At 63.4% G+C, this 23,795-nt stretch carries 20 protein-coding genes; 14 read left to right on the top strand and 6 right to left on the bottom strand.

Annotated features, from left to right (window positions below):
* The first annotated feature begins 71 nt into the window (after positions 1 to 71).
* Entirely contained in the window at positions 72 to 719 is a 648-nt protein-coding gene (locus AAZU54_RS03270; protein ID WP_434726515.1) for a TenA family protein, read from the top strand.
* A 2-nt stretch (positions 720 to 721) separates the two neighbouring features.
* Positions 722 to 1,381, top strand: coding sequence for a thiaminase II (gene tenA, locus AAZU54_RS03265; protein ID WP_434726514.1), 660 nt, complete (start codon positions 722 to 724; stop codon positions 1,379 to 1,381).
* Between the two features lie 48 nt (positions 1,382 to 1,429).
* On the opposite strand, the gene AAZU54_RS03260 is transcribed toward tenA, so the two are convergent.
* Complete coding sequence (locus AAZU54_RS03260; protein ID WP_186553590.1) at positions 1,430 to 2,344, bottom strand: LysR family transcriptional regulator; 915 nt, start codon at positions 2,342 to 2,344, stop codon at positions 1,430 to 1,432.
* Between the two features lie 251 nt (positions 2,345 to 2,595).
* Between AAZU54_RS03260 and AAZU54_RS03255 the strand changes: the two genes are divergently transcribed.
* The 3 genes from AAZU54_RS03255 to AAZU54_RS03245 are packed head-to-tail and all read left to right on the top strand — an operon-like array spanning position 2,596 to position 6,195.
* Positions 2,596 to 3,900, top strand: a complete 1,305-nt coding sequence (locus AAZU54_RS03255) for an MFS transporter (protein ID WP_434726513.1) — start codon at positions 2,596 to 2,598, stop codon at positions 3,898 to 3,900.
* A 31-nt stretch (positions 3,901 to 3,931) separates the two neighbouring features.
* Complete coding sequence (locus AAZU54_RS03250; RefSeq protein WP_312153967.1) at positions 3,932 to 5,173, top strand: Zn-dependent hydrolase; 1,242 nt, start codon at positions 3,932 to 3,934, stop codon at positions 5,171 to 5,173.
* A complete protein-coding gene (locus AAZU54_RS03245) occupies positions 5,173 to 6,195 on the top strand; it encodes a histone deacetylase family protein (RefSeq protein WP_434726512.1) in 1,023 nt (340 codons plus the stop codon). The genes AAZU54_RS03250 and AAZU54_RS03245 overlap by 1 nt, the downstream gene beginning before the upstream one ends.
* A 122-nt stretch (positions 6,196 to 6,317) precedes the next feature.
* Here AAZU54_RS03245 and AAZU54_RS03240 read toward each other — a convergent pair whose 3' ends face one another.
* A complete protein-coding gene (locus tag AAZU54_RS03240) occupies positions 6,318 to 7,742 on the bottom strand; it encodes a PLP-dependent aminotransferase family protein (protein ID WP_434726511.1) in 1,425 nt (474 codons plus the stop codon).
* A gap of 473 nt (positions 7,743 to 8,215) precedes the next feature.
* Here AAZU54_RS03240 and AAZU54_RS03235 point away from each other — a divergent pair, with 473 nt between their 5' ends.
* Positions 8,216 to 9,628: an amino acid permease gene (locus AAZU54_RS03235; protein WP_405128982.1), complete on the top strand. Its 1,413-nt coding sequence runs from the start codon at positions 8,216 to 8,218 to the stop codon at positions 9,626 to 9,628.
* 62 nt (positions 9,629 to 9,690) lie between these two features.
* Here the strand turns inward: AAZU54_RS03235 and AAZU54_RS03230 are convergent, their stop codons facing one another.
* A complete protein-coding gene (locus tag AAZU54_RS03230; RefSeq protein WP_186553582.1) occupies positions 9,691 to 10,161 on the bottom strand; it encodes a FecR domain-containing protein in 471 nt (156 codons plus the stop codon).
* Between the two features lie 182 nt (positions 10,162 to 10,343).
* Between AAZU54_RS03230 and tam the strand changes: the two genes are divergently transcribed.
* Positions 10,344 to 11,120 (top strand): trans-aconitate 2-methyltransferase, encoded by a 777-nt coding sequence (tam, locus tag AAZU54_RS03225; protein WP_312155118.1) that lies wholly within the window; start codon positions 10,344 to 10,346, stop codon positions 11,118 to 11,120.
* Here the strand turns inward: tam and AAZU54_RS03220 are convergent.
* On the bottom strand, positions 11,117 to 11,479 hold the full coding sequence (locus AAZU54_RS03220) for a DUF2784 domain-containing protein (protein ID WP_186553580.1): 363 nt from the start codon (positions 11,477 to 11,479) through the stop codon (positions 11,117 to 11,119). The two genes, tam and AAZU54_RS03220, sit on opposite strands and share 4 nt — an antisense overlap.
* Positions 11,480 to 11,740: 261 nt before the next feature.
* Positions 11,741 to 12,610, bottom strand: coding sequence for a LysR substrate-binding domain-containing protein (locus AAZU54_RS03215; RefSeq protein ID WP_186553579.1), 870 nt, complete (start codon positions 12,608 to 12,610; stop codon positions 11,741 to 11,743).
* A gap of 260 nt (positions 12,611 to 12,870) precedes the next feature.
* Between AAZU54_RS03215 and AAZU54_RS03210 the strand changes: the two genes are divergently transcribed.
* The 5 genes from AAZU54_RS03210 to AAZU54_RS03190 all read left to right on the top strand — a co-directional run bounded on the left by AAZU54_RS03210 (position 12,871) and on the right by AAZU54_RS03190 (position 19,075).
* Positions 12,871 to 14,187, top strand: a complete 1,317-nt coding sequence (locus AAZU54_RS03210; RefSeq protein WP_186553578.1) for an MFS transporter — start codon at positions 12,871 to 12,873, stop codon at positions 14,185 to 14,187.
* 14 nt (positions 14,188 to 14,201) lie between these two features.
* Positions 14,202 to 15,593: an FAD-dependent oxidoreductase gene (locus AAZU54_RS03205; RefSeq protein WP_434726510.1), complete on the top strand. Its 1,392-nt coding sequence runs from the start codon at positions 14,202 to 14,204 to the stop codon at positions 15,591 to 15,593.
* 110 nt (positions 15,594 to 15,703) lie between these two features.
* Positions 15,704 to 16,417 (top strand): YebC/PmpR family DNA-binding transcriptional regulator, encoded by a 714-nt coding sequence (locus AAZU54_RS03200; protein ID WP_186553576.1) that lies wholly within the window; start codon positions 15,704 to 15,706, stop codon positions 16,415 to 16,417.
* Positions 16,418 to 16,527: 110 nt separating this feature from the next.
* The gene (locus AAZU54_RS03195) at positions 16,528 to 17,472 is read left to right on the top strand and encodes a LysR family transcriptional regulator (protein WP_186553575.1); all 945 of its coding nucleotides are present in this window, start codon (positions 16,528 to 16,530) and stop codon (positions 17,470 to 17,472) included.
* A gap of 190 nt (positions 17,473 to 17,662) precedes the next feature.
* Positions 17,663 to 19,075: a DOPA decarboxylase gene (locus AAZU54_RS03190; RefSeq protein WP_186553574.1), complete on the top strand. Its 1,413-nt coding sequence runs from the start codon at positions 17,663 to 17,665 to the stop codon at positions 19,073 to 19,075.
* A 35-nt stretch (positions 19,076 to 19,110) separates the two neighbouring features.
* Here AAZU54_RS03190 and AAZU54_RS03185 read toward each other — a convergent pair whose 3' ends face one another.
* Entirely contained in the window at positions 19,111 to 20,484 is a 1,374-nt protein-coding gene (locus tag AAZU54_RS03185; protein ID WP_186553573.1) for an MFS transporter, read from the bottom strand.
* 505 nt (positions 20,485 to 20,989) lie between these two features.
* On the opposite strand from AAZU54_RS03185, the gene quiC reads away from it, so the two are divergent.
* Both quiC and AAZU54_RS03175 read left to right on the top strand, forming a co-directional pair.
* Positions 20,990 to 22,897, top strand: coding sequence for a 3-dehydroshikimate dehydratase QuiC (gene quiC / locus AAZU54_RS03180; RefSeq protein WP_186553572.1), 1,908 nt, complete (start codon positions 20,990 to 20,992; stop codon positions 22,895 to 22,897).
* 222 nt (positions 22,898 to 23,119) lie between these two features.
* Complete coding sequence (locus AAZU54_RS03175; protein WP_186553571.1) at positions 23,120 to 23,791, top strand: TetR/AcrR family transcriptional regulator; 672 nt, start codon at positions 23,120 to 23,122, stop codon at positions 23,789 to 23,791.
* The last annotated feature ends 4 nt before the right edge of the window (positions 23,792 to 23,795 follow it).

Genomic DNA, 23,795 nt, shown 5'->3' with positions numbered 1-23,795 from the left:
CCGGCCTCACTGCGAGGCCGCTTCATGCCACACCGCCACGGTCTCGCTGTCACCCTACAGAGGACAGCACCATGACCGAACGCTTCACCCAAACCCTGCGCCGCCAAAGCGAGCCGACCTGGTCTGCGGCGGTCGGCCACCGCTTCGTCAAAGAGCTGTGCGACGGCAGCGTGGCGGACCCTGTCATGGTCCGCTACCTGGTCCAGGATCACCGCTTTCTCGATAGCTTCCTGACCCTGCTGGGGGCCGCCATCGCCACGGCCGACACCTTCGAGGCACGCCTGCGCCTGGGGCGCTTCGCCGGCATGATCAGTAGCGACGAGAACACCTACTTCCTGCGCGCTTTCCAAGCCCTGGACGTCAGCCCGGCGCAGCGCGACGAGCCTGCCGACACCCTACCAACCGCAGGGTTCAAGGCGATCATGCGCGAAGCGGCGGCCACCCGTTCGTATGCCGCCGCCCTGGCGGTACTGAATGTCGCCGAGGGCCTGTACCTGGACTGGGCGATCAAGGCACCGCAACCGTTGCCGGCCAACTTTGTCCACGCCGAGTGGATCACCCTGCATGACAACCCGTTCTTCCGCGACTTCGCCGCCTTCCTGCAAGCAGAACTGGATCGGGTCGGGCCACAGCAGGCGGCACTGAGCAGCGACTTCTACCTGCGCACGGTGCAGCTGGAGCTGGCCTTCTTCGATGCCATCTACCCAGGGGAGGCGTGAGCATGGATATCTTCGATCGCCTCAAGGGCGCGTGCGCGGCCCAATGGTCCAGCTATGTCGATCATCCGTTCGTGCGGCAGATGGGTGAGGGCAGTCTGAGCGAGGAGGCCTTCCGTACTTACCTGGTGCAGGATTACCTGTTCCTCATCCAGTTTGCCCGCGCCTGGGCCCTGGCCGCGTACAAGAGCCGTTTGCCCAGCGACATCCGGGCAGCCCAGGCGGGGCTGGCGGCGATCCTCGATGAGACCGAACTGCACCTGCGCCTTTGCGCGCGCTGGGGGGTGTCCAAGGCCGATATCGAGGCCGCGCCTGAGCATCAGGCGACAGTGGCCTACACCCGCTATGTACTCGATTGCGGTGCGGCAGGTGACCTGCTGGAACTGCACGCGGCGCTGGCGCCTTGTGTGATTGGCTATGCAGAGATTGGCCGGGCGTTGTCCGAGCAGATTGGCGATTTGCGCGATCACCCCTATCGCGAATGGATCGGCGAGTATGCCGGGGAGGCTTACCAAGGGGTGGCGGCTGCGGCGCGCACGCATCTGGATGAACTGGCGGCGCGGAGCATGACCGAGCAGCGCTTTGTCGAGTTGGCGGCGATCTTTGGCCAGGCGTCGAAGCTGGAGGCAGATTTCTGGCAGATGGGGTTGGACGCCACGGTGTAAGGCTTTGGATTTTTGGGGCTGCACAGCGGCCCCCAGGATCTGAAGGCATCACTGCACCTGCAGGCACCCCTGCAATGCCTCGATAAACACCCGCTCCGCCCGACTCAAACGCTGCTCGCGATTCCACAGCAGGTGAATATCGACATCCGCAATCCCCTCATGCGGCGGCAATCGCCAGAGCAATCCAGCCTGCACATCAGGCGCCACCACGTGCTCGGGTAAACAGCCAATGCCAAACCCGGCAATCACCAGCCGGCGCACTTCCTCAAGGCTCGGCGATGACGCCACGATGCGTCCGCTGAACCCCTGCTGATCACGAAAAATGGTCAACGGCGAGAGCATGCCGCCAATCTGGTCGCTGGTGAAACTGACGAAATTTTCCCGCTGCAGATCGCCTTCCTGCTTGCCGAACAAGCCGTGGTGCTTGCCGCAGAAAAAGGCATAGCGCTGACGCAGGAACAAGCGCTGCTCCAGGCGTGGTTGCGGCCGGCGATTGAGGCTCAAGCCTGCGGTGGCGGTTTTCTCTTGCAGGGCGGCGACGATGTCCGAGCTGCGCATCACGTCGATCTCCAGGTCCACCCGTGGATGCTGGCGATGAAAGCCTGCGAGAAAATCGTCGAAGCGCTCCGAGCAGATCCGGCTGATCATCAATAGCCGCACTTTGCCGACCAACTCATCGGCCGGTTGCTCGAGCAGGCCGCCGATCTGCGACATCTGCCCATACACCTCGCCAGCCAGCTGGAACAGCTGCTCGCCCATTTCCGTCAGCACGAAGCGCGGCCCGCGGCGGGCGATCAGCTGGCGACCGAGCTGCTCCTCAAGGCGCTTGAGCGCCTGGCTGACGGCCGGCTGGGTCAGGTGCAGGCGCGCGGCGGCGCGGCTGATGGACAGTTCCTGGCCGATCACCCGGAAGGTGCGCAGCAGGTTCCAGTCGAGGCGATCGTTGAGCAGGCGGTCAGACATGGCGGGCTCGCGATAATAAATGGGCGTTATAGTTCGAATAATAAATAGAAAATTGACTAATCATAGCCCCCGGCCGAAAAATCACGTCAAGGCCAGTGCCCGTCATTGGCGGGCAAGCCGGCTCCCATGCCTGAATAGTCTGATCAGCGTGGGAGCGGGCTTGCCCCGCGATAGAGCCGCCATCCAAGCGCCCCCAGAGCGCCCCGTGACCCCTTACTCCTGCCAAAAAAACAAGCAAAGGAGCCTGACCCATGAAGCCATCCGCTTCGCCCCAACCGCGCCGGGCCGCGGCCGCCGCGTTTATCGGCACCATGATCGAGTGGTACGACTTCTACATCTACGCCACCGCCGCCGCACTGGTGTTCGGCGCCTTGTTCTTCCCCTCCGACAACAGCCTGTTCAGCACCATGGCCGCCTTTGGCACCTTCGCCGTGGGCTTCTTCGCCAGGCCCTTGGGCGGCATCGTCTTCGGCCATATCGGCGACCGCATCGGTCGCAAGAAATCCCTGGTCATTACCCTGCTGATGATGGGCGTGGTCACCGTGGGCATTGGCCTGCTGCCAACCTACGCGCAAATCGGCGCCGCCGCACCAGTGCTGCTGATTGTGCTGCGGGTGATCCAAGGCATCGCCGTTGGAGGCGAGTGGGGCGGTGCGGTGCTGATGGCCGGCGAGCATGCGCCCAAGGGCCGGCGTACGTTCTTCGCCTCGTTCGCCCAGCTGGGCAGCCCGGCGGGCTTGATCCTCTCGCTGCTGGCGTTTGGCGCGGTTACCCGCTTGCCCGAAGAAGAACTGATGAGCTGGGGCTGGCGCGTGCCGTTCCTGGCCAGTGCCTTGCTGCTGCTGGTTGGCCTGGCGATCCGCCTGGGGGTGAACGAGTCGCCAGAGTTTCTCGCCAGCCGCGAACAGGCCGAGAAGTCGCGCCGCAAGGAGCAGGCGCCAGTGCTGGAAGTGCTGCGTACCGCGTGGCGGCCTCTGCTGCTGTGCATTGGCGCCAATGCCCTGGGGATTGCCGGGGTGTATTTCACCAACACCTTCATGATCAGCTACACCACCCAGCAACTGCACCTGGAGCGCTCGCTGATCCTGGAATGCCTGTTCTTCGTTGCGGTCATCCAGTTCTGTGTCCAGCCGCTGGCAGCGTGGCTGTCGGAGAAGATCGGCGCTACCCGATTCCTGGCCCTGGTCGCCTTGCTGGCGATGGCCTCGCCGTATCCGATGTTCGTGCTGGTCAGCACCGGCCAGGGGCCGTTGATCGTGCTCGGTATCGCCTTGGCGGCGGCGTGCATGGCCTCGTTCTACGCAGTGATTGCCGGCTACGTCAGTGGCATGTTCGAGACCCGCGTGCGCTACACCGCGATCTCCATGGCTTATCAGGTCTGCGGCGCTATCGCCGGTGGCCTGACCCCGCTGATCGGCACCTGGCTGGCGCACAGTTTCACCGGCCAGTGGTGGCCGATGGCGGTGTTCTACACCCTGATCGCGACGATTTCCCTGGTCTGTGTGCTGGCCCTTGCCCGCCAATACAGCCGCAGCCAGCAGCTTGAGCTGGCCTGACCCACCCCCTGGATTGCTGGAGTAACCGCACATGTTGAAAAGCAACGGCGAGCGCCTGTGGGCGAGCCTGATGGCCATGGCCGAAGTCGGCGCCACCGCCCGTGGTGGTAGCTGCCGCCTGGCCTTGAGCGACGAAGACAAAGCCGGCCGCGAACTGTTCCAGGCCTGGTGCCGCGAGGCGGGCCTGAGCCTGTCGGTGGACGCCATCGGCAACCTGTTCGCCCGCCGCCCTGGTAGCGACCCCGAGGCCGCGCCGGTGATGATGGGTAGCCACCTGGATACCCAACCTGAGGGCGGCCGCTTCGATGGCGTCTACGGCGTGCTGGCCGGGCTTGAGGTGGTGCGCCGCCTCAATGACCTCGGCATCCGCACCCGCAAGCCCTTGGAGATCGCGGTCTGGACCAACGAGGAAGGCGCGCGCTTCACCCCGGCGATGTTCGGCTCGGCGGTGTTCACCGGCACCCTGGCGCTGGAACAAGCCCTGGCCATTCGCGATGCCAATGGCATCAGCGTCGCCGACGAACTGCAGCGCACCGGCTACGCCGGCCAACGCCCGCTGGGCGGCGCGGTCGATGCCTATTTCGAGGCGCACATCGAACAGGGGCCGATCCTTGAAGACAACGCCAAGAGCATCGGCGTGGTCAGCGGCGGCCAGGCCATTCGCTGGCTCGATGTCACCGTCGAGGGCATGGCCGCACATGCCGGCACCACGCCGATGAAGCTGCGCAAAGATGCCCTCTATGGCGCCGCACGAATGATCCAGGTGGTCGAGCAATTGGCGGCCGACTTCGCCCCTGAAGGCCTGACCACAGTCGGTGAACTGGCCATTGCCAAGTCCTCGCGCAACACCATTCCCGGCGTGGTCAAGTTCACCGTCGATTTGCGTCATCACCGCGATGAAGCCATCGAAGCCATGGAGCGCAGCCTTGGCCAGCAGCTACAGGCCATCGCCGCACAGCGCGGCCTGAACGTGCGTATCGAGCGCCACTGGGTCAGCCCCGCCACGCCGTTCGACGGCGCCTGTGTGGCAGCGGTACAGCACGCGGTCGATGGTCTGGGCTATGCCCAACAATCCATTGTTAGCGGCGCAGGCCATGACGCCATCCTGCTGGCCCGTTATTGCCCCACGGCGATGGTGTTCATTCCTTGCGTGGGCGGCCTGAGCCACAACGAAGCCGAAGATGTATTGCCCGACGATGCCCGCCAAGGCGTCGATGTACTGCTCAACGCCGTGCTGGCCCGCGCCGGTCAAGTCGAACCAGGAGAGTTCTGATGCGCTGCTATTTCCATCCCGAGCAACTGCTGCACCATCCGCGCAGCTACTACTCACGCGGCGCCATGCGCACCCCGCAGGAAGTCCCCGAGCGCGCCCAGCGCCTGTTGCAGGCAGCCAAGGACCTGGGTTTCGACATCCGCCAACCTGCAGATGCCGGCCTGGCGCCGTTGCAAGCGGTGCATGGCACGGCTTATCTGGCGTTTCTTGAAGAAGCTCATGCGCGCTGGAAAGAGGTGCCCGAGGATTGGGGCGATGAAGTCATGTCGAACATCTTCGTTCGCGAGCCCAACGCCCTGCGCGGCATCCTCGCCCAGGCCGGCCGTTATCTAGCCGACGGCAGCTGCCCGGTCGGCGAGCACACCTGGCGCTCGGCCTACTGGTCGGCGCAAAGCGCGGTAGCAGCGGCCCAGGCCCTGCTCGACGGCGAGCCAGCGGCCTATGCCCTGTGCCGTCCACCGGGGCATCACGCCCGCTACGATGCCGCGGGCGGTTTCTGCTACGTGAACAACGCCGCCGTCGCTGCGCAGGTGCTGCGCAGCCGCTACAGCCGTGTGGCGATTGTCGATACCGACATGCACCACGGCCAAGGCATTCAGGAGATCTTCTACGCGCGCAATGATGTGCTGTACGTCTCCACCCATGGCGACCCCACCAACTTCTACCCAGGCGTGGCCGGCTTTGCCGATGAGCGCGGCGCCGGTGCAGGGGAGGGCTACAACCTCAACCTGCCGATGCCGCATGGGGCCAGTGAAGCGGACTTCATGAGCCAGCTGGAGATTGCCCTGGATGCCGTGAGGGACTTTGCTGCCGAGGTGCTGGTGCTGTCGCTAGGCTTCGATATCTATGAACTCGACCCGCAGAGCAAGGTGGCCGTGACCCGTGAAGGGTTCGCCGCATTGGGCGAGCGTATCCGTGCGCTGCGGCTGCCGTGCCTGATCGTGCAGGAGGGGGGCTATCACCTGGAGAGCCTGGAGGCGAATGCGCAGGCGATCTTCGCTGACAAGCAAGATTGGCGTTAATTTGCGCTGCTAATGGCGACCTCATCGCGGGGCCCGTTCCTGCATGCCTTGCGCCGTTGCTGAAAGTCGGCGCAGGACCTGTAGGAGCGAGCTTGCCCCGCGATGAGAACAGCACTGAAAAACTACAGACCGCTCCTGCGCACATGCTTGACCAGCACCTTCTCCAGCAACTCCCACATCGCCGGATCGGTACTGAACGCCACGTTGAAGCGCATCCAGCCGGTCGCCTGGGCATCGACCATGAATAGCTGCCCAGGCCCGAGCATGATGCCTTGCTCCAGGGCATCGTCCAGCAGCGCGGCGCTGTCGGGCAGGGCGGGGTGGCGGGTCCAGACGTACATGCCTTCATCGGACTCGATGAACAACTCAAAGCCCAGCCGGTGCAGATGCCGGCCAACTTCCTGGTGCGCCTCGGCCAGGCGCTGGCGCAGGCGCTTGAGGTGCTTGCGCCAGCGCCCGTCGATGATCGCGGCATAGACCACGCGCTCCATCACCTGCGAGGTGGTCAGGCCCGAGCGCATCTTCAGGTGCAGCAACTGCTGCATCAGCTCGGGGTTGGCGACCAGGTAGCCGACCCGCACATTGGGCGAGATGCTTTTCGAGTAACTGCCCACGTAGACCACCTGTTGCAGGTGATCGAGGCTGGCCAGGCAGGGCTGCGGTTCGGCGACCATGTCGGCGTACAGGTTGTTTTCCACCAGGCGGAAACCGTGCTGGGAAGACAACTGCAACAGGCGGTGCAGCTGTGGCAATGGGGTGCGCGAGCAGGTCGGGCTGTGCAGGTGCGGCTGGGTGAAGAAGGCGGTTGGGCGGTGATGCGCCAGCAGTCGTTCGAGCTGGTCGAGGTCGTAGCCGGCCGGGGTTCGCGGCACGCCGATCAGGGTTGCGCCCTGAAAGCGCAGGATGCTCATCAGGTTGGGGTAGCCGGGGTCGTCCACCAGCACCACGTCACCTGGGCGCACCAGGGTGCGCACGGCCAGGTCCAGCGCCTGGCTGGCGCCATGGGTGAGCATCAGTTGCGCCGGGTTGGCGACGATCGACAGCTCCTGTTGCAGGTTCTGCGCGGTTAGTGCGCGCAGCTCCGGCAGGCCCATCGGGTCGCCGTAGCCGGACAACTCCAGGGGGCTGCCGGCGACCTGGCGCATGCCGCGGCGCAGGCCGTCTTCGTACATCCAGTCGTTGGGCAGCCAGCCGCAACCGGGCTTGAACGGCAATTGGCGGGTTTCGAAGATCTGTTGCAGGTACCACTCGGAGTTGAACGAGGGTCGAGTGGTGTCGGTTTCCTGATGCTGACTATCCAGCAACTCGCCTGCTGCGCGATTGACGAAGAACCCCGCGTTGCCGCGGCTGACCAGCAGCCCTTGGGCGACCAGACGGTCATAGGCTTCGACCACGGTAAAGGTGCTCACCGAGTAGGTCGCGGCAAAGGCGCGGATAGACGGGACCTTGGCGCCGGGCTTGAGGGTCTGGTTGTCGATCAGCTCGCGTAACCCGTCGATGATCTGGTTGACCAGCGGGGTGGAGGAGTCTGGATGTAGTACGAGCATTGGGCTGCCTTCAGGTGTGCATAACGCCAAGCGCCTGCAGGGTGTCGCGGGTGTATTGCATCGACGGCCTGTACAGTGCAGTGCGACTTTCATGCCACTGTGCATGGCTCTCTGTGTCCGACATTTTTACATTAGGTGTCTGAGATCGCCAGACACCTTTTGCAGTGCAGGCACACCAGCGTCATGAACAATCATAATTTTGCTGCTTTTTCGTCGAGGCCCGCCTCGCATCATCTTTTTGCCAAGTCGAATGGGCTGGAGTCTAGCCGCCGTTCGGCTTGCGCACGCGTGATCAACCGGTTCAGTTCGTCCGGGGGCCAGCCCTCGAACGCGTAAGCAGGCCGCCATGGATGGCCTGCGTGTGCCGTGTGCACACCTCCTGCCCGCATTAGCACTGATGTACAGGTGAAACCGCTAGCCATCGGGGTTTCACGGATTTCCTTGGATAAAAAGAAGCACGGGGTACACAACTGATGGACGCAACATCCACATCCACCGCATCCGCCAAAGGGGCGCCGGAGAGCAAGCTCAATGCTTCGCTCAAGTCGCGCCACCTGACGATGATGTCGATCGCCGGGGTTATCGGCGGCGCACTGTTCGTCGGCTCCGGCAGCGTGATCCACAGCGCCGGTCCCGCCGCTGTCCTGGCCTATCTGGCCGGCGGCATCCTGGTGGTACTGATCATGCGCATGCTCGGCGAGATGGCGACGTCCTCGCCGGACACCGGCTCGTTCTCGACCTATGCCGACCGCGCCATTGGTCGCTGGGCAGGTTTCACCATCGGCTGGTTGTATTGGTGGTACTGGGTCATCCTGATGGCCTGGGAAGCTTATGTGGCGGGCAAGATCCTGCATGGTTTCTTCCCGAGTGTGAGCGTCAACGTGTTCGTCCTGGCCACCACCTTGGTGCTGATCACGGTCAACTTCTTCAACGTCAAGCACTACGGTGAGTTCGAGTTCTGGTTCGCCTTGATCAAGGTGATCGCGATCGTCTGCTTCCTGATCGTCTGCGGCGCGGCAGTGCTGAACATCTGGCAGTTCGGTGAAGTGCGCGGCATGAGCCACCTGACCGCCGAAGGCTTCATGCCCAATGGCATCACCACGGTGATTGGTGCGTTGCTGGGTGTGATGTTCGCCTTCCTCGGTGCGGAAATCGTCACCATCGCCGCCTCCGAGTCCAAGGACCCAGCCGGGCAGATCGTCAAGGCCACCAACTCGGTGGTATGGCGTGTGTGCCTGTTCTACGTAGGTTCGATCTTCCTGATCGTCTGCCTGGTACCGTGGAACGACCCGCACCTGGGGGAGTCGGGTTATGGCGCCTACCGCCGGACCCTGGAGCTGCTGGGCGTGCCTTACGCTGAGCTGCTGATGAACTTCGTGGTGCTGACCTCGGTGAGCAGCTGCTTGATCTCCGGTCACTACACGGCCTCGCGCATGCTGTTCTCCCTGGCCCAGCGTGGCGATGCGCCGTCGTTCTTCAAGATCACCCGCGCCGGTACCGGTGTGCCGGTCTTTGCCATCATTGGCTCGTGCGCAGTGGCGGTCGTCTGTGCGCTGATCAACTTCAGCGAGACCCTGCGTCCGAAAGACGTGCTGGAAACGCTGATGAACACCACCGGCATGATCGCCTTGCTGGTGTACCTGGTGATTGCCTTCTCGCAGCTGCGCATGCGCCGCAAGCTGATTGCCGAAGGCAAGGAGATCCGCCTGCAGATGTGGCTGTTCCCGTGGCTGACCTACCTGGTGATCGCCTTCATCGTTGCCGCCTTGGTGACCATGGCGTTCATGCCTGACTACCAGATCCTGGTGATCTCCACCGGTATCGCCGCTGCGGTGGTGGTGGCGATGGGTGTGGTGCATCAGATGCGCACCGCCAACAAGCACTAAGCGACTCGTTGGTTGACGTCGGCCGGTTCCCGCAAGGGGCCGGCCGCGTTTGTTTGTGGGCGCTAATTGTGAGGGTGTTCAGGGCCTGCCTGGTCGAAGCGCAGTTGCTGGCCGGCGTTCAGGTGCAGGCGTTGGCCAGCGCTGTCGAGTTCGGCGCTTCCGTTGAGCAGGGTGATGTGTGAACGCTTGGCATCGCGCTCAAGCTTCAGGTTAGCGTCTTGGGTGGCGAGGGTGCCGTGCTCGGTGACGAGCATGAAAGGTCGGCTATCGGTCGCAGAAACGTGCAGTGACAGGCTGCCTTGCAACAGTGTCACGCGGCGTTGCACCGGGTCGAATTCGACGTCTACCGCGCTGTCCGCTGCCAGGTGCAACAGGCTGCCATCTTCCAGCTGGCGGGTCAGTTGCTGGTCGTTGCTGGTACGCAGGTCGGCCAGTTCGAAGGGTTGGTTCATCCATGGCGAGCCGAGCAGGGCGGCGGCGCCGATCAGGGCGAGGATGGCCAGGGGCAGGGCTAGGCGTTGCTTGCTGATCATGGTGGGCGGTGATCCTGGTTATTTTTTGCAATGACCTGAGAGCGGCGCTGGCAGTTCCGGCCTGATCGCGGGGCAAGCCCGCTCCCACGCAGTCGGCTAGGAGGCAGGGCTAACGTGGGCTGCCCCGCGAAGCGGGCGTATATGGCTTATGCTAGACGCATTGTCCGCCTAAGGAGTTCGCCATGGCCTGGTCCGCCAACCAATATTCCCTGTTCGAAGACGAACGTACCCGCGCCGTGCGCGACTTGCTGGCCGCAGTCCCTCCTTGTTCGGTTCACCATGCCACTGATTTGGGCTGCGGGCCGGGCAATTCCACCGAAGTGTTGTTGCAGCGCTACCCCGATGCCCAGGTCCTGGCGCTGGACAGTGATCCAGACATGATCGCCAAGGCCAAGGAGCGCCCACGCCTGGGCGTGCCGCGAGTGCGCTGCGAGATCGGCGACATCGCCAATTGGACTGCCCACAAACCTCAAGAGCTGATTCTCGCCAACGCATCGTTGCAGTGGGTGCCAAGCCACGGCACGCTCTATCCGCACCTGATCGAGCAGCTAAGCCAAGGTGGCAGCTTGGCCGTGCAGACCCCGGACAACCTCGACGAACCGGCCCATCGCCAGTTGCGCGAGATCGCCAGCCGTGGCCCGTGGGCGGACAAGTTCGCCGACTTCGCGCTGCCGCCGCGGCACAACGCCGGCTTCTACTACGACTTGCTGAGCCCGCTGTGCGCGCGGGTGGATGTCTGGCGCACCACCTATCACCACCCGCTGGCAGGCGGTGCAGAAGCGGTGGTGGAGTGGTTCAAGGGCTCGGCCTTGCGTCCGTACCTGGCGCGGTTGGACGAGGCTGAACAGAAGGACTTCTTGCAGTTGTACCTACAGGCCATGCAAAAGGACTATCCGCCAGCGACCGATGGCAAGGTGCTGCTGGCGTTCCCGCGTTTGTTCGTGGTCGCTACCCGCTAGCGGCGCCAGCGCCAGATCACGTAGCCGTACACGCCGAGGTTGAGCAGCAGGACGATCAGGCCGAGGCCGATCTGAATTTGTGGTGTCAGTCCGGCGGGGTAGATCAGTGGCCAGATGTAGTGCTCGATGAAGCCGCCCTGGTAGCCGGCGTCGCCTGCGGCGGCGCGCATGCGGTTTTCCCAGTCGGTCAGTGGGCATTCCAGGTGCAGACATTCCACGGCCAGGCCCCAGGCTACGGCGGGCAGGTGGATCAGCAGGGCAGCGCGCCATTTGAGCACCAGCAGGCCGCCGAACAACACCAGCAGGATGAAGGCAAGATGCAGCAGGACCAAGGTGTCAGCGCTTAAGCGATAGAGCATGATATGGGGTCTTGGTGGGCGAGTGGATCCCTAGCATAGGCTGTTTGCTAGAGCGCCTGTACCGGCCTCTTCGCGGGCAAGCCCGCTCCCACAGGGATTGGCGTTGTGGCAGCGGGCTGTGTTGGGGCAGTCATGGCCTGTTTGCGGGCAAGCCCGCTGTCACAGGGGTTGGTGTTGTGGCAGCGGGCAGTGTTGGGTCAGTCATGCCTCTTCGCGGGCTTGTCGGGGCGCCGAGCCGCCGCGAAGGGGCCGGTAGGCTCATCACAAATCTTCCTGAACCATCTGCAGGAAAGTCGCCACCACCCGCCGCGTACGCTGTTCACTCAAGCACACCAGCGTTTCGGTCAGATGCCGCTGACAATCAATGATCGGCAACGCGCACACCCGCGCATCCGCGCCAAACTCCGCCGCCGAAACCACGCCCACGCCAATCCCCACCACCACCGCCTCGCGCGCTGCCTCGCGGCCTTCTACCTGGATCGCCGGGCGGATACGCAAGCCTGCTCGCTGCATTTCCTCTTCCAGCGTCTGGCGAGTCACCGAGCCGGGCTCGCGTAGCACCAGCGGTGTGTCATCCAGGTCAGCCAGGTTGATCGCGCCACGGCTGGCCCACGGATGGTTGTGCGAAACGAACGCCACCATCGGGTCGCGGCGCATCGGCACGCAGTACAAGCGCTCGTCGTCGACATCGCGACCGAGCAGGGCGAGATCGGCCTGGTAGCTGAACAATCGGGCCAGGGATTCGTCAGTGTTACCCGTCTCGATCTTTACCTGGATCCCCGGATAACGCTGGCAGAAACGAGCAATCTGCGGCAGCACGTGCACAGGTGCATCCACCGCCAGCACCAGGCTGCCGGTGTGAAGGGCGCGAGAGTCCTGCAGCAACTCGACCGCCTCGGCCTCGCAGGCGAACAACCGTTGCGTCACGCCCAGCAAACGTTCGCCCAGGTCAGTCAGTTGTACCGAACGCTTGTTGCGGTGAAACAGCAGCACGCCGAAGCGCTCCTCCAGTTTACGCACTTGATCGGAGACCGCCGGTTGGGTCAGGAACAGTTTTTCCGCAGCGCGGGTAAAGCTGCCGTGCTCGGCGACTGCGTGAAAGGCCTTGAGTTGAGCCTGGGAAACCGACATACCGCCTCCAGTAACAAGCTGAGCTTATGTGTGAAATACGATAAATCGATTTTTGTTATCAGTCAGCACCTGTTTCCATACCCTTCAACCTCAAGGCGCTGCCACAAGCAGCCCTGAGCGGCCATGGCAGCACGCGGTCACGCCAGACTGCTGCGCCATCTGACCCATGACGGGCCACCGTCATGCAGTGCGCAACACAACAACAAGACAGGCGTTTTTTCACATTCTGCCGGCACACTTGAGCAAGAGGTCAGACTCACATGAATCAATCCCTAGCGGCGATCAAACGCTGGCGTGTCCAGATTTTCGCCATTACCTGGCTGGCCTACGCCGCCTTCTACTTCACCCGCAAGGCCTTCTCGGTGGCCAAGCTTGGCATTGGTGAAGACCCAAGCTTCATGCTCGACAAGGCCGCGATGGCCAACCTCGACGCAATCTACCTGGCCGCCTACGCGGTGGGGCAGTTCACCTGGGGCATGCTCGCCGACCGCTTCGGCCCGCGCGTGGTGGTGCTCGGCGGGCTGCTGATTTCGGCGGCGGCGGCGGTGGTGATGGGCAGCTACGCGACCTTCCCGATCTTCGCCACCTGCATGCTGATCCAAGGCCTGGCGCAGTCCACCGGCTGGGCGGGGCTGTGCAAGAACATCGGTAGTTTCTTCCCGTCTTCCCAGCGCGGCCGGGTGCTCGGGCTGTGGAGCTCGTGCTACGCCTTCGGCGGCCTGGTGGCCTCGCCATTCGCCGGTTGGTGGGCGTATACCCTGGTTGGTAGCTGGCATGCGGCGTTCTTCTCCAGTGCCGCGGTGGTGGCTGCAGTGGCGCTGCTGTTCTTCATCTTCCAGCGCAACAAACCTGAGGATGTCGGCTTGCCTGCGGTGGAGCCAGAGCCGCAAAGCATGTCGCCGGGCTCGAACCTGTGCAGCGTGTGGGCGCCGCTGCGCGAGATCCTGCGCAACCGCACCGTACTGACCCTGGGCCTGGCGTATTTCTTGTTGAAGCCTGCGCGCTACGCCATTTTGCTCTGGGGGCCGGTGATCGTCTTCGAACAGATGCCGTCGGTGGGCAAGGTCGGCGCGGCGATCATTCCCACCGCCTTTGAGCTGGCCGGGTTGCTGGGGCCGATCATGATCGGCCTGGCCTCGGACAAACTGTTCGGCGCCCGGCGCATGCCGGCCTGCGTGATCAGCCTGTTGCTGCTGACTATCACCCTGGCGGCGTTCATGGCGGCGATGACCAGTGGCAGCGTGGTGTTGGTGGTGGCCTTGCTGTTCGTCATGGGCCTGACCCTGTATGGGCCAGACTCGATGATCAGCGGCGCCGCCGCCATCGATTTTGGCAGCGCCAAGGCCGGCGCCACCGCCGCAGGTTTCGTCAATGGCTGCGGCTCGGTCGGGGCGGTGCTCGGCGGTCTGCTGCCGGGGTATTTTGACAGCGTCACGGTGTTCATTGTCTTCGCCGGCTGCGCATTGTTCTCCGCCCTGGTCCTGCTGCCGCACTGGAACAGCCGCCCGGCCAGCGCCGAACAGGCCAGCGACGTGGCACCCAATACCAGCATGGCGATCAAGCCACTGCGTACTTAAAGGAAAGCGAGTAGATGAGACCGTTCTGGCTGCAACAGGCCCTTGAGCAGGAAAGCGAGGCGCTGTGTCCGCCGCTGACAGACGATCAGCGTTGCGATGTGTGCATTGTCGGCGGCGGTTATACCGGGCTGTGGACTGCGCTGATGATCAAGGAGCAGGCGCCGCAACTGGATGTGCTGCTGATCGAGGCCGGCATCTGCGGCGCCGGCGCCAGTGGTCGCAATGGCGGCTGCGCGCTGTCCTGGTCGGCCAAGTACTTCACCCTGGCGCGGTTGTTCGGCACGGCCGAGGCGGTGCGCCTGGTGCAGGAGTCCGAGCGCAGTATCGCCGCCATCGGCGAGTATTGCGCGGCCAATGGCATCCAGTGCGACTTCCGCATGGACGGCACCCTCTACACCGCCAGCAACCTGGCGCAGATGGGCAGCACCGATGCGGTGATCGCTGCGCTGACGCAGCAGGGCATCAACTCGTTCCAGCGCCTGGCAGTGGAGCAGGTGCAGCGCTTGGCTGGCTCGACGCGTCACCTGGAGGGCTGGTACTCGCCAGCCGCGGCCACCGTTCAGCCGGGGCGCTTGGTGCGCGGCTTGCGCCGGGTCGCGCTGCAGCGCGGTGTGCGGATATTTGAAGGTACCGCCATGACTGGCCTGGAACATGGCGCACCGGTGCAGGTGCGCACCCAGCGCGGGACGATCAAGGCCGACCGGGTAGTGCTAGGCATGAACGCCTGGATGGCCCGGGCATTTGCTCAGTTCGAGCGCAGCGTGGCGATTGTTTCCAGCGACATGGTAATCACCGAGCCGTGCCCTGAACTGTTGCGTGAGATTGGCCTGGACAGCGGGATCAGCGTGCTCGACTCGCGGATCTTCGTGCACTACTACCACAACACCAGCGATGGCCGGCTGATGCTTGGCAAGGGTGGCAATACCTTCGCCTATGGCGGGCGCATGCTGCCGGTGTTCGACCAGCCGTCGCCTTACCTGCCATTGCTGCGCGAAAGCCTCAGCGAGTTCTTCCCGGCCCTGGCCGAGGTGCCACTGGCGGCCAGCTGGAACGGGCCGTCGGATCGCTCGGTGACCGGCTTGCCGTTCTTTGGCCGGTTGGATGGGCAAGGCAACGTGTTTTATGGCTTTGGCTACTCCGGCAGCGGCGTTGGCCCCTGTCACATGGGCGGGCAGATCTTGTCGTCGCTGGCGTTGGGGCTGGACAACCCGTGGACCCGCTCACCGCTGGTCAAGGGTCCGCTGGGTTTGTTCCCGCCCGAACCCATCCGCTACCTGGGCTCGCTGATGGTGCGCAACGCCATCCGCCGCAAAGAGCGCGCCGAGGACCGTGGCCTGCGCCCGCGCCATCTGGATGTGCGCCTGGCGCGATTTGCCGCAGCGGCGGGTAAGGCTGATAAAGCCTGATGGCGCTGGCACAACAAGCTCTTGTCGCCCATCGCTGCGAGGGCGTATAAACTGCACCCACTTTGGCCGGTCGCTTCCTGAACCGGCCGCCTGAAACAAAGAGAGTCGACATGGGCGCACAGTGGAAAGCCAAACATAAAGAAGCCGCAGCCAACGCCAAAGGCAAGATCATGGGCAAGCTGGCCAAGGAAATTCAGATCGCGGCCAAGTCGGGCGCTGATCCAGACATGAACCCGCGCCTGCGCCTGGCAGTGGAGCAGGCCAAGAAAGCCTCGATGACCCGCGAGACCCTGGAACGGGCCATTCGCAAGGGTGCAGGCCTGGATGGCGATGCGGTGCAGTACACCGCAGTCACCTACGAAGGCTTTGCCCCGCATCAGGTGCCGCTGATCGTCGAGTGCCTGACCGACAACGTCAACCGCACCGTTGCCCAGATCCGCGTGCTGTTCCGTAAAGGCCAGTTGGGTGCCAGCGGTTCGGTGGCCTGGGACTTCAACCATGTCGGCCTGATCGAGGCGACCCCGGTCAACCCTGATTCGGATCCGGAAATGGCCGCTATCGAAGCCGGTGCCCAGGACTTCGAGGAAGGCGAAGAAGAGGGCTCGACCCTGTTCATCACCGACACCACCGACCTGGATGCCGTGCAAAAGGCCCTGCCTGAGCAAGGCTTCACCGTGACCTCGGCGAAGATCGGCTACACGCCGAAGAACCCGGTCAGCGCCGCTAGCCTGAGTGCTGAGGCGCTGGAAGAGGTCGAAGCGTTCCTGGCGGCGATCGACGAGAACGAAGACGTGCAGAACGTCTATGTCGGCCTGACTGACTGATCTGTGCTCGGGTCCGCGTTGCGGCCCAATCGCGGGACAAGCCCGCTCCTACAGTAGGAGCGGGCTTATCCCGCGATTGAACTTTTGCGAACACCGCCCAGAGCTGCTTCATGAACCCCACCTTCGCCTCCCTCAGCCTGGCCCACCTGCGCACCCTCGATTGCCTGCTGCAGCTGAAAAACCTCAGCCACGCCGCCGAGCGCCTGGGCTGTAGCCAATCGGCCCTGAGCCGCCAACTCGCCCATCTGCGCGAAGCCTTCGATGACCCCCTGCTGGTACGCCAGGGGCGTGGTTACGTGCTCAGCGAATACGCCCAGGCACTGGTCGAGCCACTGCGCCAGGTGCTTGAAGAGCTCAACGCCTTGCGCCAGCCGGTCACTTTCGACCCGGCCCGCTGCGAGCGGCGCTTCTGCCTGGCCGCCTCGGACTACGTCGCCGAGCACATGCTGCCGCTGCTGGTGGCGGCGCTGGAGCGCGAGGCGCCGGGCGTGTCGCTGGAGTACCGGACCTGGCAGGCCGGGCAATACGCCTTGCTCGCCAGTGGTGAGATCGACCTGGCGACGACCTTGTTCGACGAGTCGCCGGCCAACCTGCATGGGCGCCTGTTGGGCGAAGACCGGGCGGTGTGCCTGATGCGTCACGACCATCCACTGGCGGCGCAGCAGGTGCTCGATCAAGACGCTTACCTGAGCTTCAAGCATGTGCGCATTTCCGGCGGCGGTGACAAGGACAGCTTCATCGACCGGCACCTGCGTGGCCAAGGCTTGCAGCGGCGGATCAGCCTGGAGGTGCCGTTCTTTTCCGCCACCGTGCAGGTGATCGCCAACAGCCAGGCACTGGCCACCGTGCCCGAACATATTGCCCGGCAGCTGTGCCGGTTGCATGAACTGGCCTGGCGGCCGCTGGGTTTTGTTGACCACACCCAGCGCTACTGGGTGGTCTGGCATCAGCGCCTGCAGGCGTCGGCCGAGCACCGCTGGCTACGTAACCGGGTGTTCGAGTTGTGGCGTCAGTCGCAGTTCGGGGTACAGGGCGGGCATGCGCCTTTGCCATAGGAGCTATGCGCGAAGTGGGGTTCTTGCTGTGCGGCCAGGGGCCTAGACTGGGCTGAGTGTGGCGTCAGTGAAGGCCCTATCGCGGGGCACGCCCGCTGCTACAGGATGTGCGCAATGTCTGTAGAAGCAGGCTTGCCCGCGATAGGGCCGGCACTGACAACGCTAATTCAGCCTGCCAAGGAGACCGCGCGTGACCCCGGAACAATTTCGCCAGTATGGCCACCAACTGATCGACCTGATTGCCGACTACCGCCAAACCGTTGGCGAACGCCCAGTCATGGCCCAGGTCGAGCCCGGCTACCTCAAGGCCGCTTTGCCGAGCGCGGCGCCGCAACAGGGCGAGCCGTTCGAAGCGATCCTGGATGACGTCAACCAACTGCTCATGCCCGGCCTGTCGCATTGGCAGCACCCGGACTTCTATGGCTACTTCCCCTCCAACGGCACCCTGTCGTCAGTACTCGGCGACTTCCTCAGCACCGGTCTTGGCGTGCTGGGCCTGTCCTGGCAATCGAGCCCTGCGTTGAGCGAGCTGGAGGAGACCACCCTCGACTGGCTGCGCCAGCTGCTGGGCCTGTCGAACCAGTGGAGCGGGGTGATCCAGGACACTGCCTCGACCAGCACCCTGGTGGCGTTGATCTGCGCCCGCGAGCGCGCCAGCGATTTCGCCCTGACCCGCGGTGGCCTGCAGGCCCAGGCCAAACCACTGATCATCTACGTCAGCGCCCATGCGCACAGCTCGGTGGATAAAGCGGCGCTGCTAGCAGGCTTTGGTCGCGAGAATATCCGCCTGATCCCCACCGACGAGCGCTTCGCCATGCTGCCCGAGGCGCTCAGCGCGGCCATCGAGCAAGACGTTGCCGACGGTAACCAGCCGTGCGCCGTAGTCGCGACCACTGGCACCACGACCACCACCGCGCTCGATCCGCTGGCCGCGATTGGTGCCATTACCCAAGCCCACAGCTTGTGGCTGCACGTGGATTCGGCGATGGCCGGCTCGGCAATGATCCTGCCGGAGTGCCGCTGGATGTGGGACGGCATCGAGCTGGCCGATTCGGTGGTGGTCAACGCCCACAAGTGGCTGGGTGTAGCGTTCGACTGCTCGATCTACTACGTGCGTGATCCGCAGCACCTGATCCGGGTGATGAGCACCAACCCGAGCTACCTGCAATCGGCGGTCGACGGTGAAGTGAAGAACCTGCGCGATTGGGGTATCCCGTTGGGGCGGCGGTTCCGTGCCTTGAAACTGTGGTTCATGCTGCGCAGTGAAGGCGTCGAGGCCTTGCAGCAGCGCCTGCGCCGTGATCTGGACAATGCCCGTTGGCTGGCCGAGCAGGTGCAGCAGGCGCCCGAGTGGGAAGTGTTGGCGCCGGTGCAATTGCAGACGCTGTGCATTCGCCATCGGCCTAGTGGGTTGGAGCAGCAGGCACTGGATGCGCATACCCGGGCCTGGGCAGAGCGGCTCAATGCTTCGGGGCAGGCTTATGTGACACCTGCGACGCTGGAAGGGCAGTGGATGGTACGGGTGTCGGTGGGAGCGTTGCCGACCGAGCGGGGGGATGTGGAGCGGTTGTGGGCCAACTTGCAGGACGTTGTTCGTGGCTAAAAGTGCTGGGGCCGCAAAGCGGCCCCAATACTCGGTTAGTGGGTTGCTACGTTCAGGCTGCTCTTGCGGCTAGCCTCATATACGGCTTTCTCCATTGGCTTGGCCTCGGGGTTGCCCAGGTCCTCCATCGCCAGTCGATGGGTCTCCGGCGCCAGGTACGCAGCAAAGGCGCAGATGCAGGTGATAAAGAACGCCAGGCTACCGACCACCAGCCAGATGTTGTCCGAACCCGGTGGCGCGATGGCGGCGAACAGCGCTGGCAGCATGGCGGTGAGCATGGTGCCGACGTTCTGCGCAATGGCCATGGCCGATACCCGGTAGCGGGTATGGAACAGCTCTGGGTAGAAGCTTGGGAACACCGCGTTGTAACCCTGGTAGACCATGCCCCACATCAGGATCGAGGCGGCGAATGCCAATGGCACGTTCTGGATGCTGATCGCATACAGATAGACGAACGCCAGCAGACCCGAGCCCAGGCACCCGGCAATCATGGTCGGGCGGCGGCCGATCTTGTCCGATAGGTTGCCAATGAACGGAATCACCAAGACCGCGACGATATTGCCCACCACCGGAATCCACAGGTACACGCTCTTGTCGAAGCCGATGCCATAGGCCGGCTGTACCGCATAGGCTGCGCCAAAGATGGTGGCAACTACCGGGATCACGTTCATCAGGGCCATGAACATCACCAGCACCATGTGCTTCCAGCTGTGGCGGAAGGCTTCGCTGATCGGCGACTTGGCCACCTTGTCCTGCTTCTCTTCCTGGACGAATGCGGGGGTCTCGTGCACTTCCTTACGGATGATGAAACCGGCCACCAGCACCAGTGCGCTCATCAGGAACGGAATCCGCCAGCCCCATTCGTTGAAGGCTTCGCTAGGCATGAAATAGGCCAGTGGCAGGAATACCGCCGCCGCCATCACCTGGCCGGCTTGCACGCCCTGCAGGGTGTAGCTGGCGTAGTAGCCACGTCGACCGAACGGCGCATGCTCCATGATCATCGAACTGGCCCCGGAGATTTCTCCAGCGACGGCAAAGCCCTGCACCAGGCGCAGCAGCACCAGGATGATCGGCGCCAGGATGCCAATGTCGTGGTAAGTCGGCAGCAGGCCCACGGCCATGGTCGACAGGCCCATGAGGAACATGCACAACAGCAAGACGTTTTTGCGCCCGCGGGTATCACCCCAGTGACCCAGCACGAAGGCGCCCACCGGGCGCGCCAGGTAGCCGACGCCGTAGGTCGCCAGCGAGGCGATGATGGCCATTTTCGGGTCGACTGAGGGGAAGAAGATCTGCGGGAAAATCAGCGCCGCAGCCTGGGCGTAGATGAAGAAGTCGTAGTACTCGAGAGCCGAGCCTATCCACCCGCTGGCAGTCGCTTTCTTGGCTTGGGAGCTAGAGTGAGCCATCGTTGTCTCCGTTGTTCTTGTAAGTCTGCAGACGGTGCCACGCGCACGGCCGAAGGCCGCGGTGAAGCACTGTGCGATCAGTATTGGGAGTGGTTTCAGCGCAAGGCGCACGATCGCAAACGAGGTCTGCGTAGACAGGACGAACGAGCAGGTGCGGATCGCAGGGCGAGGGAGGTGTGCATAGGTCGTTACCCGATTTATTGAACTTATTATGTTGTGACGCTGGGCTGGTCAAGACAGGATCCGCCGAACGTTCGGCAGGGCAGGGAGCGCCGGTGGATCGCCTGTGCTGCGATTCATGGTTGCCCAGTGCTGGGCGCCGATCAATTCGCAAAATTCGCTTTTGTTCGGTAATCGAACAAAAACTAACTGTTCCGTACAAAATGAATTGCTGAGCCGACTTTACCTGCGAATAATCGATCGTGCCAGGAACCCGCCGCGGTTTTCGGCTTTGTCGTATTCGCGCAGTTGTCCTGGCTGCGCTCCAATAACAAGGAACTCCAGCATGCAGCGTTCGATTGCCACCGTGTCCTTGAGCGGCACCCTGCCGGAAAAGCTCGAAGCCATCGCCGCAGCCGGCTTTGACGGCGTCGAGATCTTCGAAAACGATCTGCTTTACTACGCCGGCAGCCCGCGCGAGATTCGCCAGATGTGTGCCGACCTGGGTATCGCCATCACCCTGTTTCAGCCGTTTCGCGACTTCGAAGGCTGCCGCCGGGACCGGCTACAGAAAAACCTCGACCGCGCCGAACGCAAGTTCGACCTGATGCAGGAGCTGGGTACCGACCTGGTGCTGGTGTGCAGCAACGTCCAGGCCGATGCCCTGGGCGATGAACAGCTGCTGGTAGATGACTTGCGCCTGCTGGCCGAACACGCAGGCGCCCGAGGTTTGCGCATTGGCTACGAAGCCTTGGCCTGGGGCCGTCACGTCAACACCTATCAGCAGGTGTGGAACCTGGTCCGCCAGGCTGATCATCCGGCGCTTGGGGTGATCCTGGACAGTTTCCACACCTTGTCGCTCAAGGGCGACCCTCGCGCGATCGGCGACATTCCTGGCGACAAGATCTTCTTCGTGCAGATGGCCGATGCGCCGATCCTGGCCATGGACGTGCTGGAGTGGAGCCGGCATTTCCGCTGCTTCCCGGGGCAAGGTGAAATGGACCTGGCGGGGTTCCTTGCGCCAATCCTGGCGACGGGTTATCGCGGGCCGTTGTCGCTGGAGATCTTCAACGATGGCTTCCGCGCCGCGCCGACCCGGCAGAACGCCGCCGATGGCCTGCGCTCACTGCTCTATCTGGAAGAAAAGACCCGTCTGCAATTGCAACGCGAGGCGCGAGCGGTAGAGCCCGATGTGCTGTTCGCCCCGCCGGCGGCCAGTGCCTATGATGGCGTTGAGTTCCTCGAATTTGCCGTCGACGAAGCGGTTGGTGCGCGTCTGGGCGGCTGGCTCAAGCGCCTGGGCTTTGCCGAGGCCGGGGCGCACCGCAGCAAGGGCGTGCGCTTGCTGCGCCAGGGCGATATAAACATCGTGCTCAATGCCGAGCCTTATTCGTTCGCGCATAACTTCTTCGAAGCCCACGGCCCTTCGCTGTGTGCCACTGCGTTACGGGTCAAGGATGGCCAAGCTGCGTTGCAGCGTGCCACCGCCTACCGGGGCCAGCCGTTCCGTGGCCTGGTCGGTCCTAACGAGCGAGAGATCCCCGCTGTCAGGGCGCCGGATGGCAGCCTGATCTACCTGGTGGAGCAGGCCGGGGCGGGGCAGACCATCTATGACAGTGATTTTCGTCTTGATGCTGGCAATGAGGCCACCGGTGGTCTGCAGCGTATCGATCACATGGCCCTGGCGTTGCCAGCCGAGTCGCTGGACAGCTGGGTGCTGTTCTACAAGAGCCTGTTCGACTTCGCCGCCGATGACGAGGTGGTGCTGCCCGACCCCTATGGCCTGGTCAAGAGCCGGGCGTTGCGCAGCCAGTGCGGCAGCCTGCGTTTGCCGCTGAACATTTCCGAGAACCGCAACACCGCCATCGCCCACGCACTGTCGAATTATCGTGGCTCAGGCGTGCACCACATCGCCTTCGATTGTGCGGACATCTTCCGCGAAGTAGCGCGCGCCAAAGAAGCAGGGGTGCCGTTGCTGGAGATCCCGCTGAACTACTACGACGACCTGGCCGCACGCTTTGATTTCGACGATGAGTTTCTCAGTGAGCTGGCGTACTACAACGTGCTGTACGACCGTGATGCCCAGGGCGGCGAGTTCTTCCACGTTTACACCGAGCCGTTCGAGGAGCGCTTCTTCTTCGAGATCATCCAGCGCAAGGGGGGATACGCAGGATACGGCGCGGCCAACGTCGCGGTACGCTTGGCGGCGATGGCCAAGGCGCGCAGCGGGGCGGCGCGTAGACTGGTGCTTTAAGGCCCGATGCGCGTTGGCTCGTTCGCGGGCAAGCCCGCTCCCACAGGGACCGAGTCGGTCACACAGCTTGCGCTGTGCAGGGACATGTGTGCGGGCTTGTCCGCGAAGAGGTCGGCACTGGCACTCTAAGATCCTGACCACTCGACCAACAGCGCGCTTCCCTGCTAGGTCCCACTCACGGATAATCCCTGGCTTATTCCAATAAACAGCCTGTGAGTGGGTATGAGTGATTCTGTAGTCAGCCTCGGCCAGCCTGCCATCGAAGGGGGGCGCAAGGCGCGCAAGAACAACCCTGAGAAGACCCGCGAGGACATCCTCCAGGCCGCCATCAGTGAGTTCGTCCAGCAGGGCCTGGCCGGCGCCCGGGTCGACGCCATCGCCGAGCGCACCGCCACCTCCAAGCGCATGATCTACTACTACTTCGGCAGCAAGGAGCAGCTGTACGTCGAGTGCCTGGTCAAGCTCTATGGAGACATTCGCAAAACCGAGCAGAACCTCGACATGGAGGCATTGCCGGCCGAGCAAGCGATCCGCCGCCTGGTCGAATTCACCTTCGATCACCATGATCGCAACGTCGATTTCGTGCGCATCGTCTGCACCGAGAACATTCACTACGGCGAATACGTCAAGCAAACCCCGGCCATTCGCGAAATGAGCAGCCTGGTCTTGCAGGCGTTGGCCAGGACCTTGCAACGGGGTGTCGAGGAAGGGGTGTTCCGTGCGGGCATCGAGGTCATCGACCTGCACATGCTGATGAGCTCGTTCTGCTTCTATCGGGTTTCCAACCGCCATACCTTCAGCGATATCTTCCAGATCGACCTGTCCGATGAACAGGTCAAGCAGCGCCACAAGCAGATGATCTGCGAAGCGGTGATCAACTACATCCGCGCCTGATCGC

Source organism: Pseudomonas sp. Je.1.5.c (assembly GCF_051129895.1).
Taxonomy (GTDB): Bacteria; Pseudomonadota; Gammaproteobacteria; order Pseudomonadales; family Pseudomonadaceae; genus Aquipseudomonas; species Aquipseudomonas urmiensis.
The sequence above is the reverse complement of the archived record's forward strand: the minus strand, read 5'-3'. Positions and strand labels throughout refer to the sequence as shown.